Origin of the sequence: Escherichia sp. WS1368, assembly GCF_046487485.1 — a bacterium.
In the GTDB taxonomy this organism is placed as follows: Bacteria; Pseudomonadota; Gammaproteobacteria; order Enterobacterales; family Enterobacteriaceae; genus Escherichia; species Escherichia coli.
In genome coordinates, this window is sequence record NZ_JBJQJI010000001.1 from 592,270 (window position 1) to 608,902 (window position 16,633).

Sequence of the window (16,633 nt, forward strand, 5' to 3'; positions counted from 1 at the left end):
CCAGTTTTCAATTAACGAAACACCACTTCCGCCCAGCGTGCCAGCCCGGCGGTGACTGAGCCAAAGTCATCGCCACCTGCAATCGGAATGCCCGGCAACTGTTCTGTCAGCGCTTTTTTAATCAGCGGTGAACGGGCGCTACCGCCGGTCAGATAGATAACATCCGGTTTTTCCTGGGCGTTATCCAGCACCAGTTGCACCTGTTCCAGAATCCGCGCCAGTGGCTGGTTGAGGGCGCTTTCCAGCCCTTGCTGGCTAATCAGCGTAGCCAGTTCATCGCTGATAAACGGCAGTGAGGCGCGGGTTTCCGCTACGCTTGAAAGCGCAATTTTGCTCTCTTCTGCGCTACGTACCAGGCGATAGCTTAAACGCTGACGCCAGACTTTCTGTAACAGGGCCACTTTTTCCGGTTCGCGGGCATCGCGTACCAGATCGTTAAGCAGACGACCGTTGGCACTACTGTAGAAATCACTTTGCGCAGGTACGTCGTTGATGGCAACCGCATTCCACCACGGCAGAATCGGCAGGGCGATGCCTTTTTCGGTTTCGCCACCCATGCCCAGTAACGGCATCAGGTTTTTAAACGCCAGTGCGATATCCAGATCGTTACCGCCAATACGGCAACCACTGTGACCCAGCAGGCTGGCTTCACGATCGAGACGCGAACGCCACTGCGGCCCCATCAGCAGCAATGAACAGTCAGTCGTACCACCGCCGATATCCACCACCAGCACCCGTTTTTCTTCCTGCAAGGTGGCTTCGTAATCCAGCCCAGCCGCGACCGGCTCGTACTGGAATACCACATCCTTAAACCCGGCACGCTTCGCCGCGCGTTCCAGAATCCCCTGCGCCTGGGTGTTTGCTTCATCGCCGCCCAGCCCCTGGAAGTTGATAGGGCGACCAATCACCGCCTGAGTAATCGCTTCTGGCAGCTGTGCCTGCGCCTGCTGGCGAATGTGCAACATCATTGCGCAGACCAGATCCTCAAACAGCGCTACCTGCTGCGGTTTTAAGCCGCTGGCACCGAGGAACGATTTTGGTGATTTCACAAACCACACTTCTTCTGGATCATCAATGTACTGTGCCAGTGAGGAAAGACCGAACTGCACGCTTTTCGCCGTAACATCGATATCTTCTTCGCGGTTATAACGAATCGCCCGACGCAGCAGCGCCTGCGTTTCATCGTCGTCTGCCGGAACATCATGATGGCGGTACAGCCATTCGCTTACCGCTTCACGCGTTGGCGCGCAAAGCATTGAAGGCAGCAGCGTGCTGTCGTTTTCCATTTTCAGTAATTGCGGCTTACCGTCGCGCATGACCGCCACTGAACAGTTTGCTGTACCGTAATCAAAACCAATAAACACGAAATAATCCCCATGCCGGTGAAGAAGGGGCGTGACTTTAGCGAAATGTTGCCGTCGCGACAACCGGAATATGAAAGCAAAGCGTAGCGTCTGAATAACGTTTATGCTGAAAGCGGATTAACAAGGAGATGCGATGTATACCCTGAACTGGCAGCCGCCGTATGACTGGTCGTGGATGTTGGGATTTCTCGCCGCCCGTGCGGTGAACGGTGTGGAAACGGTCGCTGACGATTATTATGCCCGTAGTCTGGCGGTGGGCGAATATCGCGGCGTGGTGACTGCTATTCCGGATATAGCCCGCCATACTCTGCACATAAATTTAAGTGCAGGTTTAGAACCTGTTGCCGCAGAGTGTCTGGCGAAAATGAGCCGCCTGTTTGATCTGCAATGTAACCCGCAGATTGTTAACGGTGCGTTGGGCAAGTTAGGCGCGGCGCGGCCCGGATTGCGTTTACCTGGTTGTGTTGATGCTTTTGAGCAGGGCGTGCGGGCGATTTTAGGCCAACTGGTGAGCGTGGCGATGGCGGCAAAATTGACCGCCAGAGTGGCACAGCTTTATGGCGAACGGCTGGATGATTTTCCGGATTATGTCTGCTTCCCCACGCCTCAGCGGCTGGCAGCAGCCGACCCGCAGGCATTAAAAGCGTTAGGTATGCCGTTGAAACGGGCAGAGGCACTGATTCATCTGGCAAATGCGGCGCTGGAGGGCACCTTATCAATGACAATTCCGGGCGATGTGGAGCAGGCGATGAAAATGCTGCAAACTTTTCCGGGTATCGGGCGCTGGACGGCGAATTATTTCGCCTTACGTGGCTGGCAGGCGAAAGATGTTTTCCTGCCGGATGATTATCTGATTAAACAGCGATTTCCGGGAATGACACCGGCACAAATCCGCCGTTATGCCGAACGCTGGAAGCCCTGGCGTTCTTATGCGCTGTTGCATATCTGGTATACGGAAGGCTGGCAACCAGACGGAACGGACGAATTGTAGGCCTGATACGCCGCATCAGGCGATGGGGAAGCACGCCTTAGTTAATCGCGAAATAACTGCTATTCACCAGCAAATCCAGCGGTTGGGCATCGGCAATCACATCGCCATAAATCAGATCGACGCCGATGCCAGAAAGCGTATCCATCACCAGGGGTAAAACTACTGGCCCGGCGATGGTCTTCATCCCGAGCCGCTGAGCGTGCCCCTGAATGATCGTAATCAGCATCTCATCCATCAAATTTCCCTGCACATTGGCGCATAACTCACCATCAAGTAGCAGGTAATCTGCCATATTTGCTTTCAGCGAGTTGAAGATTTGCAGATCGCGGCCCACCTGACTGAATACGATCCGACATCCCGCCAGCCGCAGTTTTTGCACGCTTTCTGCGTGATCTAAAATCGCGTCTGCCGGAATAATCAGATGTAATAACCGTGGTGGTAGAGGGCTATTTTCCAGCTGCTCAATTAGTTCATTCACCAGCGTGGCGCTACTCAAACCGGCAACGGAAAGGGGGAGGGCGATACTTAAGCCTTTACTGGCAATAGCTTTTGCGGCCTGCTGGAAAAAATCGTGGAATACCCGTCGGTCAAGAGCATGGCTAAGTGCCGGATCGCTGAAGCTACGACGAAATGTTTGTTCATCAATAATCTCGCCTTCGCAACTCCAGAGCTTAAGTGAAATCAGCCACAAATTACGTGCTTCCGGGATCCGCGGCGAAGCGACACCGTGGGCGATCATCATCAACTGATTTTCTTTAATCATCCGCCACTGTTCATCAAGCGATATCGCCGCCCGTTCGCTATGTGTGGCAGCTTGCTGCGGTTCGTAAATCGTCACCCGGCCCCGTCCACCATTTTTGGAGGCATAACAGGCGATATCAGCCTGCGACATCACTTCAGCTGCCTGATGATTGTTGTCATCAATCAAGGTAATCCCGGCACTGGCACCTACCCGATGTACTCGTCCTTCCCAGATAAAGTGATAGTCATTAACGGCGCTGATAATGCGTGTAGCGATAAAACGCGCACTTTCGACATTACAGTCTGGCAGCAGCAGACCAAATTCATCGCCACCGAGTCGCGCCAGCACGTCGCTGGAGCGCAGCATACTCAGCATCAATGACGCCAGTTCGCGCAACAAAGCGTCGCCAGCGGCGTGCCCGGCGCTGTCATTCACCGCTTTAAAGCGATCAAGATCGATAAACACCAGTGCATGTCGCTGATGTGTATTGTTTACCGTTTGCAGCAGGATACGCAGTTGCTTCTCAAAACTGGCGCGATTGGCGAGATGCGTCAGTGCATCATGGGAGGCGCTGTAGCTCAGCTGGCGCAGCATTTTGCGTGATTCGGTGACGTCCTGAATCACCAGAACCGAGCCTATATTGCTGCCGTCCAGAGTACTTAACGGCGTAATACTATAATGCACGTCGTAGCTGCCGCCGCTCCGACAGTGCAACACCACATCTTGTTCAATCGCGGAACGTGAGGTGTCGGCACTGTAAATGTTCTCCATTAATGGTCCGTTGTCGCCAAAAGTAATATGCAACACCGTCAGGAGCGGAACACCTAATGCTTCTTCCTGCGTCCAGCCGCTCATCTTCTCCGCCACCGGATTCATAAAGGTAATTTTCATCGCCATATCAATACAGACCACGGCTTCACCGATGGAGTCCAGCGTAATGTGCAGGCGCTCTTTTTCCTGAAACAATGCCTCGTTAAGCTGTTTCACTTCGGTCATATCCATATTAATGCCGAGCAGGCGTTCGACTTCGCCTTCTTTATTCAGTACCCGGTTAGCGAGGGCGCGGATATGGCGAATGCCGTCTTTCACGGTAATGCGAAATTCCAGTTTAAAGGGAGAGCGTGATTGCAATGAATCGCGAATCACTTTTTCGGCGTGCTGGCGATCTTCCGGCAGCACGCACTCGTACCACACCTGCCAGTTCGGTTTGATATGCGGAGGAATTTCATACAGCTCGAACATCCGCTTATCCCAGCTAAAAATATTCGGCTTTAGCTCCCACTCCCAGATGCCAATCCCGCCCGCTTCGTTAGCCAGCGTGATGCGCTCCATCAGTTGCTGATTCACCTGTTCAGTGCGTTTTAGCTCGTTAATGTCTTCAATCTGAGCGATAAAATAGAGCGGCGTGCCATCCGTGTGGCGTACCAGTGAGACGGCAAGCAACGCCCAGACAACATCGCCATTGCGGTTGTAGTAGCGTTTTTCCATTGAATAGGTGTTTATTTCACCGCTGATCAGCTTTTCAACCTGTTGCAGATCTTTATTGAGATCCTCCGGCCAGGTCAGCTGCTGAAAGGTGAGTCCGCGCAGTTCTTCCTGACTGTAACCGAGAAACTGGCAGAGCGCTTTGTTGGATTGCAGCCATTGTCCCTCGGTGCCCACTAATGCCATGCCGATGGCGGAATATTCCATGGCGTTACGAAAGCGGGTTTCGCTTTCAGAGATGTGTTTGCGTTCCGCACGAAAGGCATACATCACCATCGTCATGATGTTGGCGGGCAGCAGGATCAGCAAAAACGGTAGCCACGGCATATGGCTCATCAGGTATGTACGCGGCGTAGCAAGCAGGGAGGGATCAGCGGCCATCATCAGTGACACCATCATCACCGTGGTAAGGAAGATCAAAAAGGCTTCCATTCGTGGCAGGCGCACGGCGCTCCACATCAACAGCACAATAATGAAAGTAAAAGGCCACGGCAGATACAGCATCGAAAGCCAGCTTAACGTCAGTGTGATGGCTAACGTGAGCAGCGACTCAAAAAGCAACCGTGGGTTGCGATGGCGCAGCAGATAGTGTGGTTTAAATAACAACCCCAGCGGCACCAGTGCCAGTGCGCCGATGGATTCTGAAAGTACCCATATCAAAAATGCCCTGAGAGGATCGTCTCCGGGCGTCAGCAGGACAACCAGAACACCCCCCAACAGAGGCGGAACAATGGCGCTGCCGAGTGCCAGACGCAGCCAGTCAGCCAGATTTTGCAATGGGTTATACCACGGCAGCAATTTACGCAGTAGCACTGCCCCGACCACGGCTTCAACAATATTGATGGTCGTCCAGGTCATGTTCAGCGAGCTGGTGGAAAAAAGCAGGATGGATGCGGCGATATTTCCCAGCGAGCAGCTCAGCGCAATCCCCGGCCACATGCGCCCGGCATGGCGATAAAACGCCACCATCATGATGGACGTCGGGAACCACAATGGGGCGAGTTGGGTGCCAAACTGCGAAAGCTCAAGCGAGAAAAGGGTAAAGATAAACGAGACTAAACCTAAACTGACCAGGTGAAGCAGCGGGTGGGGCAGGGCAATTAATACATGCTGTGATTGTTTGCTCATTACCGCTTTATCCGCAAGACCAGGTCGCCAGTATTCGTTTCTGTGTTTATGCTAGTACAAAAGTTTTACATTTTATATGCGAATTGCTCATAAAGTGACGTAAAGGCGGATAATTTGCGCAACTTCGTATAACAATTTTTACCTTGCATTAAAACTGAACAACGTAATTTGCCACCGGGAATTATTCGTCAACAATTACTCTGAGCGCGCGGCAACGCTATTCGACTGGTATCAGGCGGATGAAATCCCTATAATTGCCGCGTTTGGCGCTTCGTCGCCCCCTTCCTAACATCCAGGTTAATCAGGTCGCTAAATATATGACTGATCAGTCTCATCAGTGCGTCATTATCGGTATCGCTGGCGCATCGGCTTCCGGCAAGAGTCTTATTGCCAGTACCCTTTATCGTGAATTACGTGAGCAAGTCGGTGATGAACACATCGGCGTAATTCCCGAAGACTGCTATTACAAAGATCAAAGCCATCTGTCGATGGAAGAACGCGTTAAGACCAACTACGACCATCCCAGCGCGATGGATCACAGCCTGCTGCTTGAGCATTTACAAGCATTGAAACGCGGCTCGGCCATTGACCTGCCGGTTTACAGCTATGTTGAACATACGCGTATGAAAGAAACGGTGACGGTTGAGCCGAAGAAAGTCATCATTCTCGAAGGCATTTTGCTGCTGACGGATGCGCGTTTGCGTGATGAACTTAACTTCTCAATTTTCGTTGATACCCCGCTGGATATCTGCCTGATGCGCCGCATCAAGCGTGACGTTAACGAGCGTGGGCGTTCAATGGATTCAGTGATGGCGCAATATCAAAAAACCGTGCGCCCGATGTTCCTGCAATTCATTGAGCCTTCTAAACAATATGCGGACATTATCGTGCCGCGCGGCGGGAAAAACCGCATCGCCATCGATATATTGAAAGCGAAAATAAGTCAGTTCTTTGAATAAGCTTGATAAATTGTGTACCGTTCAGTGATAACCTGGTATGCCCTTGACGTAATTGGCGTTAAGGGAGTGATGCACGAAAGGAGAAAATGCCATGCGTCTGTGTGACCGAGATATTGAAGCCTGGCTTGATGAAGGCCGTTTGTCGATCAACCCACGTCCGCCAGTGGAGCGTATTAATGGCGCGACGGTGGATGTGCGCCTGGGCAATAAATTTCGTACCTTCCGTGGTCACACGGCAGCGTTTATCGATCTGAGCGGTCCCAAAGATGAAGTGAGCGCCGCGCTTGACCGCGTGATGAGCGATGAGATCGTACTCGATGAAAGCGAGGCGTTTTATCTTCACCCAGGAGAGCTGGCGCTGGCGGTGACGCTGGAGTCGGTGACGCTGCCAGCCGATCTGGTGGGATGGCTGGACGGTCGTTCCTCACTGGCGCGTCTGGGGCTTATGGTGCACGTCACCGCGCACCGTATCGATCCGGGCTGGTCTGGCTGTATTGTGCTGGAGTTCTACAACTCCGGTAAGCTGCCGCTGGCGCTGCGTCCGGGCATGTTAATTGGTGCGCTGAGCTTTGAGCCGCTTTCCGGCCCGGCGGCGCGACCTTACAACCGCCGTGAAGATGCGAAATATCGCAACCAGCAGGGCGCGGTAGCCAGCCGAATCGATAAAGACTAATTCAGGCCCATTGAGGATACCATGAGACGATTTCTGACGACGCTGATGATACTCCTGGTCGTGCTGGTGGCCGGGTTATCTGCGTTAGTGTTGCTGGTGAATCCGAATGATTTCCGCGACTATATGGTCAAGCAAGTTGCTGCACGTAGCGGTTATCAATTGCAGCTCGACGGGCCACTGCGTTGGCACGTCTGGCCGCAACTTAGTATCCTCTCCGGGCGAATGTCTCTCACCGCCCAGGGCGCGAGCCAGCCACTGGTTCGCGCAGACAACATGCGTCTGGACGTGGCGCTTTTACCACTGCTGAGTCATCAACTGAGCGTTAAGCAGGTGATGCTAAAAGGGGCAGTGATCCAACTGACGCCGCAGACGGAAGCGGTACGCAGTGAAGATGCCCCGGTTGCACCACGCGACAATACCTTGCCGGATCTGTCAGACGATCGCGGATGGTCGTTTGATATATCCAGTCTTAAGGTGGCGGACAGCGTGCTGGTGTTCCAGCATGAAGATGACGAGCAGGTGACAATCCGCAATATCCGCCTGCAAATGGAACAAGATCCCCAACATCGTGGCTCATTTGAGTTCTCCGGGCGGATTAATCGCGATCAGCGCGATCTCACGATATCCCTTAACGGTACGGTAGATGCTTCTGATTATCCGCATGATTTAACGGCGGCTATTGAACAAGTTAACTGGCAGTTGCAGGGTGCAGATTTACCAAAACAAGGTATTCAGGGGCAGGGGAGTTTCCAGGCCCAGTGGCAGGAGTCACATAAACGCCTTTCATTTAACCAAATTAGTTTGACCGCCAATGACAGTACGCTGAGCGGGCAAGCACAGGTCACGCTGACAGAGCAACCGGAATGGCAGCTGAGACTGCAATTTCCGCAACTGAATCTTGACAACCTCATCCCGCTTAATGAAACAGCGAACGGTGAAAACGGTACCGCGCAGCAAGGGCAGAGCCAATCAACGTTGCCGCGCCCGGTCATTTCTTCGCGTATTGATGAACCGGCCTATCAGGGACTGCAAGGCTTTACGGCTGATATTTTGTTGCAGGCCAGTAACGTGCGCTGGCGCGGAATGAATTTTACAGATGTTGCCACGCAAATGACCAACAAGTCGGGTCTGCTGGAAATTACTCAACTGCAGGGCAAACTTAACGGTGGACAGGTTTCACTGCCGGGCACGCTGGACGCGACATCAATAAATCCGCGGATAAACTTCCAGCCACGGCTGGAAAACGTTGAGATTGGTACCATTCTGAAGGCGTTTAACTATCCGATTTCGTTGACCGGAAAAATGTCACTGGCTGGTGATTTCTCCGGTGCTGACATAGATGCCGACGCATTCCGCCACAACTGGCAAGGACAGGCACATGTCGAAATGACCGACACGCGCATGGAAGGGATGAACTTCCAGCAGATGATTCAGCAAGCGGTAGAACGTAATGGTGGTGATGTGAAGGCCGCTGAAAACTTCGATAACGTAACGCGTCTTGACCGCTTTACCACCGATTTGACGTTGAAGGATGGCGTCGTGACGTTAAACGACATGCAAGGTCAATCGCCTGTGCTGGCGCTTACAGGGGAAGGTATGTTGAATCTGGCAGATCAAACCTGCGACACCCAGTTTGATATTCGGGTCGTGGGTGGCTGGAACGGGGAAAGCAAACTGATTGATTTCCTCAAAGAAACGCCAGTACCGCTGCGGGTTTATGGCAACTGGCAGCAACTCAATTACAGTCTGCAAGTGGATCAGTTACTGCGCAAACATCTACAGGACGAAGCGAAACGTCGCCTGAATGACTGGGCCGAGCGGAATAAAGATTCCCGCAATGGCAAAGATGTGAAGAAGTTGCTGGAGAAGATGTAGGTTACCAGGTGACCTGTCCTGTAGGCCTGATAAGACGCGTAAAGCGTCGCATCAGGCGTTCGTGGCGGCACCATTATATTCTGAATATGTAAGATCGAAGGCTGTTCCGTTCACTTGATGTTCCTCGTTACTATGGAACGCTCAAGCCGGTGAACGTGCCAGGGTGGCTCAATCGCCACCACCCTGGCAACGCGGGCTCCCGGCGATAAATCGCCGCTGGCGCGGTTCCCTCATCTTATTCCTTTCGGCTATCGGGTACGGGCGCGAGGTAACATCCCTGTAAAACGCGCCCTCAGCCCACATCCATGTGGGCTGCCCCGGCCTACAGGAAACGATTCGGCGATTTACAGCCGGACCCACACCCCCGCTGTGATGTCCATGTACCACAGACAACGCTTCATTGCTGAAGTTATAAGGCGTTACGAAGCATTGGGTAAAATGGCCGATACCATCACACCTCGTATTCCATCTCGCCATCCTTATGCAGCGGAATAATCTGCACCTTCTGCACGCGATGGCTTTCCACCTGCAACGTTTTAAGCAAATAATCCCCCACCTGAACTTCTTCGCCAGGTTTTGGAATACGCTGCAAATATTCCATCAATAGCCCGGCAATGGTGTGATATTCACGTTTTTCATCCAGCGGCAGCGGCACATATTGCACCAGATCCTCCAGCGGCATATGACCATTCGCCGTCCAGGAACCGTCCGCATTTTTCTGAATATCATGGCGGGCGTCGATCTCTTCCACTTCGTTCGGTAAGTTACCGGCAATGGTTTCAGTGACGTCACTTAATGTCACAATCCCTTCCACCGAGCCAAACTCATCCACTACAAAAGCAAAGTGCGTGCGGGCATTACGGAACTGCTCCAGGGCAGGTAACAACGGCAAGGTTTCCGGGAACACCAGCGGCTGGCGAATCAACACCCGCAGGTTGAGCGGTTCGCCGCGCAGAGACTGTTGTAGCAGGTCGATAACGTGAACAACACCGAGCAAATCTTCTGCGTCATCACCGTCGGTAACCACCACCCGCGTATGCTGATTTCGCTCCAGCAACTGGCGGATTTCTTCTTCCGGCGCGTTGAGATCGATATGCTCAATATCGTGGCGCGACGTCATAATGCTGCTGACGGTACGCTGATTAAGATTAAGTACCCGCTCAATCATCCGCCGTTCCTGCGGATTAAAGATCTGCTGGTTACCATGATCCACCAGCATGGACGCGGTTTCGGCGTCCAGTTCCGCATCTTCTTTTTGCCCGCTAAGCAGGCGCATTACCGCTTCGGTAGTCCGCTGGCGCAGTGTCTGGTTAGCGGAAAGAAAACGTCGACGGTTAAAGATAGCCAACTGATTGAGCGCCTCGATCATCACCGAGAAACCAATGGCAGCGTACAGGTAGCCTTTCGGAATGACGAAGCCGAAACCTTCTGCCACCAGGCTAAAGCCAATCATCAACAGGAAGCTTAAGCAGAGAATAACGATGGTCGGGTGACTGTTAACAAATTGCGTTAACGGCTTGCTGGCCATCAACATCAGGCTGATAGCGATAACCACGGCGGCCATCATGACCAGTAAATGGTCGACCATCCCGACGGCGGTAATCACCGAGTCGAGTGAGAAGATGGCGTCCAGTACCACAATTTGTGTCACCACCCCCCAGAACTTCGCACCTTTGCGTTGCGTGGGGTTATTGCTGTCTTTCCCCTCCAGCCGTTCGTTCAGCTCCATCGTGGCTTTGAACAGCAGGAAGAAACCACCAAACAGCATGATTAAGTCGCGGGCGCTAAAGGTAAACGAGCGAAAGCTGAATAGCGGTTGTGTCAGGGTGACCAGCCAGGAGATTGACGCCAGCAGTAACAGGCGCATTAACATCGCCAGCAGCAGCCCGGTAACCCGTGCGCGGTCGCGCTGCTTCGGCGGTAGTTTTTCGGCGAGGATGGCAATAAAGACCAGGTTATCAATGCCGAGGACCAGTTCGATCACAATCAGCGTGATTAACCCGGCCCAGATAGACGGATCGGCAATCCATTCCATAGTAAGTACAAAACCTATTCGTTGTATGACAAATGTCACAATTCGATCATGGATAAATCAGGGCAAAAATGCAATGTTGCGGCACTATTTATCTCACATTATTTGAGGTTTATAACCTCACATTATCCCTGAATTAAAAGTGGTAATAATAAAACATTATTTAAGAAATATCGCATGTGGAGACACTATATTAAATATTGTCAACCTAAAGAAACTCCTAAAAACCATATTGAATGACACTTAATATAATTCTTAAAAATAGCCAATTACCGAATTGTTACCTTGCCTGCTATTCCGTTAGCTGTAACACTTCCTCCTGCATTATTGGAGAGCCAATATTCAATTACCATAATGTCACCTTATATTCGGAAGTTAATTTCCGTAATAACCCTTTCTCATCAACGACTGCATGTTGAGAGGGTTTTAAAAATTAAACTAAATCAGTGTATTGGTAGCTAAAAAGCCAGGGGCGGTAGCGTGTCTGGATGCCTGAAAGACCAGTCTGAATTATTCTGTCAATAGCCTGCGGATGAAATCAATTTTTTTAGGACTGATGCCAGTTAAATTTTTATTCAATTAACTGCAAGGTAAATGTGCATGGCGACATTGCTATTAATAGTGCACAGGATAATTACTCTGCCAAAGTGATAAATAAACAATGATGAAATCCAAAATGAAATTGATGCCATTATTGGTGTCAGTAACCTTGATAAGCGGTTGCACAGTACTTCCGGGCAGCAATATGTCGACGATGGGTAAAGACGTCATCAAACAGCAGGACGCTGATTTCGATCTCGACAAAATGGTGAATGTTTATCCGTTGACCCCGCGCCTGATTGATCAATTACGCCCACGACCCAACGTAGCGCGCCCCAATATGACGCTGGAAAGTGAGATCGCGAATTACCAGTATCGCGTCGGGCCGGGGGACGTTCTTAATGTCACCGTCTGGGATCACCCGGAACTCACCACGCCAGCCGGTCAGTACCGCAGCTCCAGCGACACCGGCAACTGGGTACAGCCTGACGGCACTATGTTTTATCCGTATATCGGCAAAGTTCACGTGGTGGGGAAAACGCTCGCTGAAATCCGCAGTGATATTACCGGGCGCTTAGCGACGTACATCGCTGACCCGCAGGTGGACGTTAATATCGCCGCCTTCCGCTCGCAAAAAGCCTATATCTCCGGCCAGGTGAATAAATCCGGCCAACAGGCGATCACCAACGTGCCACTGACCATTCTCGACGCCATCAACGCCGCAGGTGGCCTGACCGACACCGCTGACTGGCGCAACGTGGTGTTAACACACAATGGTCGTGAAGAACGCATTTCATTGCAGGCGCTGATGCAAAACGGCGACCTCAATCAGAATCGACTGCTTTATCCTGGCGATATTCTCTACGTGCCGCGTAATGATGATCTGAAAGTGTTTGTGATGGGTGAAGTGAAGAAACAGAGCACCCTGAAAATGGACTTTAGCGGCATGACCCTGACTGAAGCCCTTGGTAATGCTGAAGGCATCGACATGACCACCTCCAACGCCAGCGGCATCTTTGTCATTCGTCCGCTGAAAGGCGAGGGTGGGCGTAACGGCAAGATTGCCAATATCTACCAGCTGGATATGTCCGATGCCACGTCGCTGGTGATGGCGACAGAATTCCGCCTGCAACCTTATGACGTGGTGTATGTCACCACCGCACCGGTTTCCCGCTGGAACCGTCTGATCAATCAGTTGCTGCCAACTATTAGCGGTGTCCGTTACATGACGGATACAGCCAGCGACATTCATAACTGGTAATCGTCATGTTTAACAACATTTTAGTTGTCTGTGTCGGCAATATTTGCCGTTCCCCGACGGCGGAACGCTTACTGCAACGTTATCACCCGGAGCTGAAAGTGGAGTCCGCTGGACTCGGCGCGCTGGTCGGTAAGGGCGCTGATCCTACCGCTATCAGCGTCGCCGCAGAACATCAACTGTCTCTGGAAGGTCACTGTGCACGGCAAATCAGCCGTCGCCTGTGTCGCAACTACGACCTGATTTTGACCATGGAAAAGCGCCATATCGAACGCTTATGCGAGATGGCACCTGAGATGCGCGGCAAAGTGATGCTGTTTGGTCACTGGGATAACGAATGTGAAATCCCCGATCCGTATCGCAAAAGCCGGGAAACGTTTGCAGCGGTGTACACATTACTTGAACGGTCTGCCCGCCAGTGGGCGCAGGCATTGAACGCAGAGCAGGTATAAGAATGACAGAAAAAGTAAAACAACATGCCGCTCCGGTAACGGGCAGTGATGAAATCGATATTGGTCGCCTGGTTGGCACCGTCATTGAGGCGCGCTGGTGGGTAATTGGCATCACTGCCGTATTCGCCCTCTGTGCCGTGGTTTACACCTTCTTCGCTACGCCGATATACAGCGCCGACGCACTGGTACAAATCGAACAAAGCAGCGGCAATTCGTTAGTGCAGGATATCGGATCGGCATTAGCCAACAAACCGCCTGCATCGGACGCCGAGATCCAGTTGATTCGTTCGCGCCTGGTGCTTGGTAAAACGGTGGACGATCTCGACCTCGATATTGCGGTGAGCAAAAACACGTTCCCGATTTTCGGTGCGGGCTGGGATCGCCTGATGGGACGCCAGAACGAGACGGTAAAAGTGACCACCTTTAACCGTCCTAAGGAGATGGCGGATCAGGTGTTTACGCTTAATGTGCTTGATGACAAAAACTACACTTTGAGCAGCGATGGCGGCTTTAGCGCCCGTGGGCAAGCGGGCCAGATGCTGAAAAAAGAAGGCGTCACGCTGATGGTTGAAGCTATTCACGCCAGCCCGGGGAGTGAGTTTACCGTCACCAAATACTCCACGCTGGGGATGATCAACCAACTGCAAAACAGCCTGACGGTAACGGAGAACGGCAAAGACGCAGGCGTACTGAGCCTGACTTATACCGGTGAAGATCGTGAACAGATCCGCGACATTCTTAACAGCATCGCTCGTAACTATCAGGAACAAAATATTGAGCGCAAATCGGCGGAAGCGTCGAAAAGCCTCGCTTTCCTCGCGCAACAGTTACCGGAAGTACGTAGCCGCCTCGATGTTGCCGAAAACAAACTGAATGCCTTCCGTCAGGATAAAGATTCTGTTGATCTGCCGCTGGAAGCGAAAGCGGTGCTCGATTCGATGGTGAACATCGACGCGCAGTTGAACGAACTGACCTTTAAAGAAGCGGAAATCTCCAAGCTGTACACCAAAGTTCACCCGGCGTACCGCACGCTGCTGGAGAAACGGCAGGCGCTGGAAGACGAAAAAGCCAAACTTAATGGTCGCGTAACGGCGATGCCGAAAACCCAGCAGGAAATTGTCCGTCTGACCCGCGATGTCGAGTCTGGGCAGCAGGTCTATATGCAACTGCTGAATAAAGAACAGGAGCTGAAAATCACCGAAGCCAGCACCGTCGGCGATGTGCGCATTGTTGACCCGGCAATCACCCAGCCTGGTGTGCTGAAACCGAAGAAAGGGCTGATTATCCTCGGCGCAATTATCCTCGGCCTGATGCTCTCTATCGTGGGTGTGCTGCTGCGCTCGTTGTTTAATCGCGGCATCGAAAGCCCGCAAGTGCTGGAAGAACACGGTATCAGCGTATATGCCAGCATCCCGCTGTCGGAGTGGCAAAAAGCGCGCGATAGCGTCAAAACCATCAAAGGGGTTAAACGCTATAAACAGAGCCAGCTACTGGCGGTGGGGAATCCAACCGATCTGGCGATTGAAGCCATCCGCAGTCTGCGTACCAGTCTGCACTTCGCGATGATGCAGGCGCAGAACAATGTGTTGATGATGACCGGGGTTAGCCCGTCAATCGGTAAAACCTTTGTCTGCGCCAACCTGGCGGCGGTGATCAGCCAGACCAATAAACGGGTGTTGTTGATCGACTGCGATATGCGCAAAGGCTACACCCACGAGCTGTTGGGCACTAATAACGTTAATGGCCTGTCGGAAATTCTGATTGGTCAGGGCGATATTACTACCGCTGCTAAACCGACCTCTATTGCCAAATTTGACCTGATCCCGCGCGGTCAGGTGCCGCCAAATCCTTCTGAACTGTTGATGAGCGAACGCTTTGCCGAACTGGTGAACTGGGCGAGTAAAAACTATGACCTGGTGTTGATTGATACGCCGCCGATTCTGGCAGTGACCGATGCGGCAATTGTTGGTCGTCATGTCGGAACCACGTTAATGGTGGCGCGTTATGCGGTCAACACATTGAAAGAAGTGGAAACCAGTCTGAGCCGCTTTGAGCAAAATGGTATTCCGGTGAAAGGGGTGATTCTCAACTCCATCTTCCGCCGCGCCAGCGCGTATCAGGATTATGGCTATTACGAATACGAATATAAGTCGGACGCGAAATAACGAGATCCGCTGTCGGATGCGATGCTGACGCATCTTATCCGACCTCCGTTCACGCCGCATCCGGCAACAGAACCCGTAAACAAGCTTATAAACCGGCAGAACATCTCGACACTCCGGGAGAACAACCTATGAAAGACAATCCGCTGATTTCAATCTATATGCCGACCTGGAACCGCCAACAACTGGCGATTCGGGCGATAAAATCGGTCCTGCGCCAGGACTACAGTAACTGGGAGATGATCATCGTGGATGATTGCTCCACCTCCTGGGAACAGCTGCAACAGTACGTCACCGCCCTCAACGACCCGCGTATCACCTACATTCACAACGATATTAACAGCGGGGCGTGCGCGGTACGTAACCAGGCGATTACGCTGGCGCAAGGGGAATACATCACCGGGATCGATGATGATGATGAATGGACACCCAACCGTCTGAGCGTCTTCCTCGCCCATAAACAGCAACTGGTCACTCACGCCTTTTTGTACGCTAACGACTACGTTTGCCAGGGCGAAGTCTATTCCCAACCGGCAAGTTTGCCACTGTATCCCAAATCGCCGTATTCACGCCGCCTGTTCTATAAACGGAATATCATTGGCAATCAGGTCTTTACCTGGGCATGGCGTTTCAAAGAGTGTTTGTTTGATACCGAACTGAAAGCGGCACAGGATTACGACATCTTCCTGCGGATGGTGGTGGAGTATGGCGAACCGTGGAAAGTGGAAGAGGCGACGCAGATCCTGCATATCAATCACGGTGAAATGCAGATCACCTCGTCACCGAAAAAATTCTCCGGGTACTTCCACTTTTACCGCAAGCACAAAGACAAATTCGACCGTGCCAGCAAAAAATATCAGCTGTTTACCCTCTACCAGATCCGCAATAAACGCATGACCTGGCGCACTTTGCTGACGCTGCTGTCGGTGCGTAACGGCAAACGTCTGGCTGATGGTATTCGGGGGCGCTAAA

Annotated in this window: 11 protein-coding genes; 8 read left to right on the plus strand and 3 right to left on the minus strand. The window is 52.1% G+C overall.

Annotated elements, in window-relative coordinates; all coding sequences use genetic code 11:
- Positions 1-11: 11 nt before the first annotated feature.
- On the minus strand, positions 12-1,364 hold the full coding sequence (gene yegD / locus ACJHYD_RS02735; protein WP_001551320.1) for a molecular chaperone: 1,353 nt from the start codon (positions 1,362-1,364) through the stop codon (positions 12-14).
- A gap of 133 nt (positions 1,365-1,497) precedes the next feature.
- Here yegD and alkA point away from each other — a divergent pair, with 133 nt between their 5' ends.
- Positions 1,498-2,355, plus strand: coding sequence for a DNA-3-methyladenine glycosylase 2 (alkA, locus tag ACJHYD_RS02740; RefSeq protein WP_001551318.1), 858 nt, complete (start codon positions 1,498-1,500; stop codon positions 2,353-2,355).
- Between the two features lie 37 nt (positions 2,356-2,392).
- Here the strand turns inward: alkA and ACJHYD_RS02745 are convergent, their stop codons facing one another.
- Entirely contained in the window at positions 2,393-5,710 is a 3,318-nt protein-coding gene (locus ACJHYD_RS02745) for a diguanylate cyclase (RefSeq protein ID WP_001520812.1), read from the minus strand.
- A gap of 317 nt (positions 5,711-6,027) precedes the next feature.
- Here ACJHYD_RS02745 and udk point away from each other — a divergent pair, with 317 nt between their 5' ends.
- The 3 genes from udk to asmA all read left to right on the plus strand — a co-directional run bounded on the left by udk (position 6,028) and on the right by asmA (position 9,217).
- Positions 6,028-6,669, plus strand: a complete 642-nt coding sequence (udk, locus tag ACJHYD_RS02750; protein WP_001295424.1) for a uridine kinase — start codon at positions 6,028-6,030, stop codon at positions 6,667-6,669.
- Between the two features lie 91 nt (positions 6,670-6,760).
- Positions 6,761-7,342 (plus strand): dCTP deaminase, encoded by a 582-nt coding sequence (dcd, locus tag ACJHYD_RS02755; RefSeq protein ID WP_001234777.1) that lies wholly within the window; start codon positions 6,761-6,763, stop codon positions 7,340-7,342.
- Positions 7,343-7,363: 21 nt separating this feature from the next.
- The gene (gene asmA / locus ACJHYD_RS02760) at positions 7,364-9,217 is read left to right on the plus strand and encodes an outer membrane assembly protein AsmA (RefSeq protein WP_001252301.1); all 1,854 of its coding nucleotides are present in this window, start codon (positions 7,364-7,366) and stop codon (positions 9,215-9,217) included.
- 451 nt (positions 9,218-9,668) lie between these two features.
- Here asmA and ACJHYD_RS02765 read toward each other — a convergent pair whose 3' ends face one another.
- Positions 9,669-11,252 carry a TerC family protein gene (locus tag ACJHYD_RS02765; RefSeq protein ID WP_001513855.1) on the minus strand — a complete coding sequence of 528 codons (1,584 nt, stop codon included), beginning with the start codon at positions 11,250-11,252 and terminating at the stop codon, positions 9,669-9,671.
- Positions 11,253-11,910: 658 nt separating this feature from the next.
- On the opposite strand from ACJHYD_RS02765, the gene wza reads away from it, so the two are divergent.
- From wza to wcaA, 4 genes are all read left to right on the plus strand, one after another.
- Positions 11,911-13,050 (plus strand): polysaccharide export protein Wza, encoded by a 1,140-nt coding sequence (gene wza / locus ACJHYD_RS02770; protein WP_000978094.1) that lies wholly within the window; start codon positions 11,911-11,913, stop codon positions 13,048-13,050.
- A gap of 5 nt (positions 13,051-13,055) precedes the next feature.
- A complete protein-coding gene (wzb, locus tag ACJHYD_RS02775) occupies positions 13,056-13,499 on the plus strand; it encodes a low molecular weight protein-tyrosine-phosphatase Wzb (protein WP_000482901.1) in 444 nt (147 codons plus the stop codon).
- Between the two features lie 2 nt (positions 13,500-13,501).
- Positions 13,502-15,664 carry a tyrosine-protein kinase Wzc gene (wzc, locus tag ACJHYD_RS02780; protein WP_000137156.1) on the plus strand — a complete coding sequence of 721 codons (2,163 nt, stop codon included), beginning with the start codon at positions 13,502-13,504 and terminating at the stop codon, positions 15,662-15,664.
- Between the two features lie 128 nt (positions 15,665-15,792).
- Positions 15,793-16,632 (plus strand): colanic acid biosynthesis glycosyltransferase WcaA, encoded by an 840-nt coding sequence (gene wcaA, locus ACJHYD_RS02785; RefSeq protein ID WP_000654510.1) that lies wholly within the window; start codon positions 15,793-15,795, stop codon positions 16,630-16,632.
- Position 16,633: the final 1 nt, after the last annotated feature.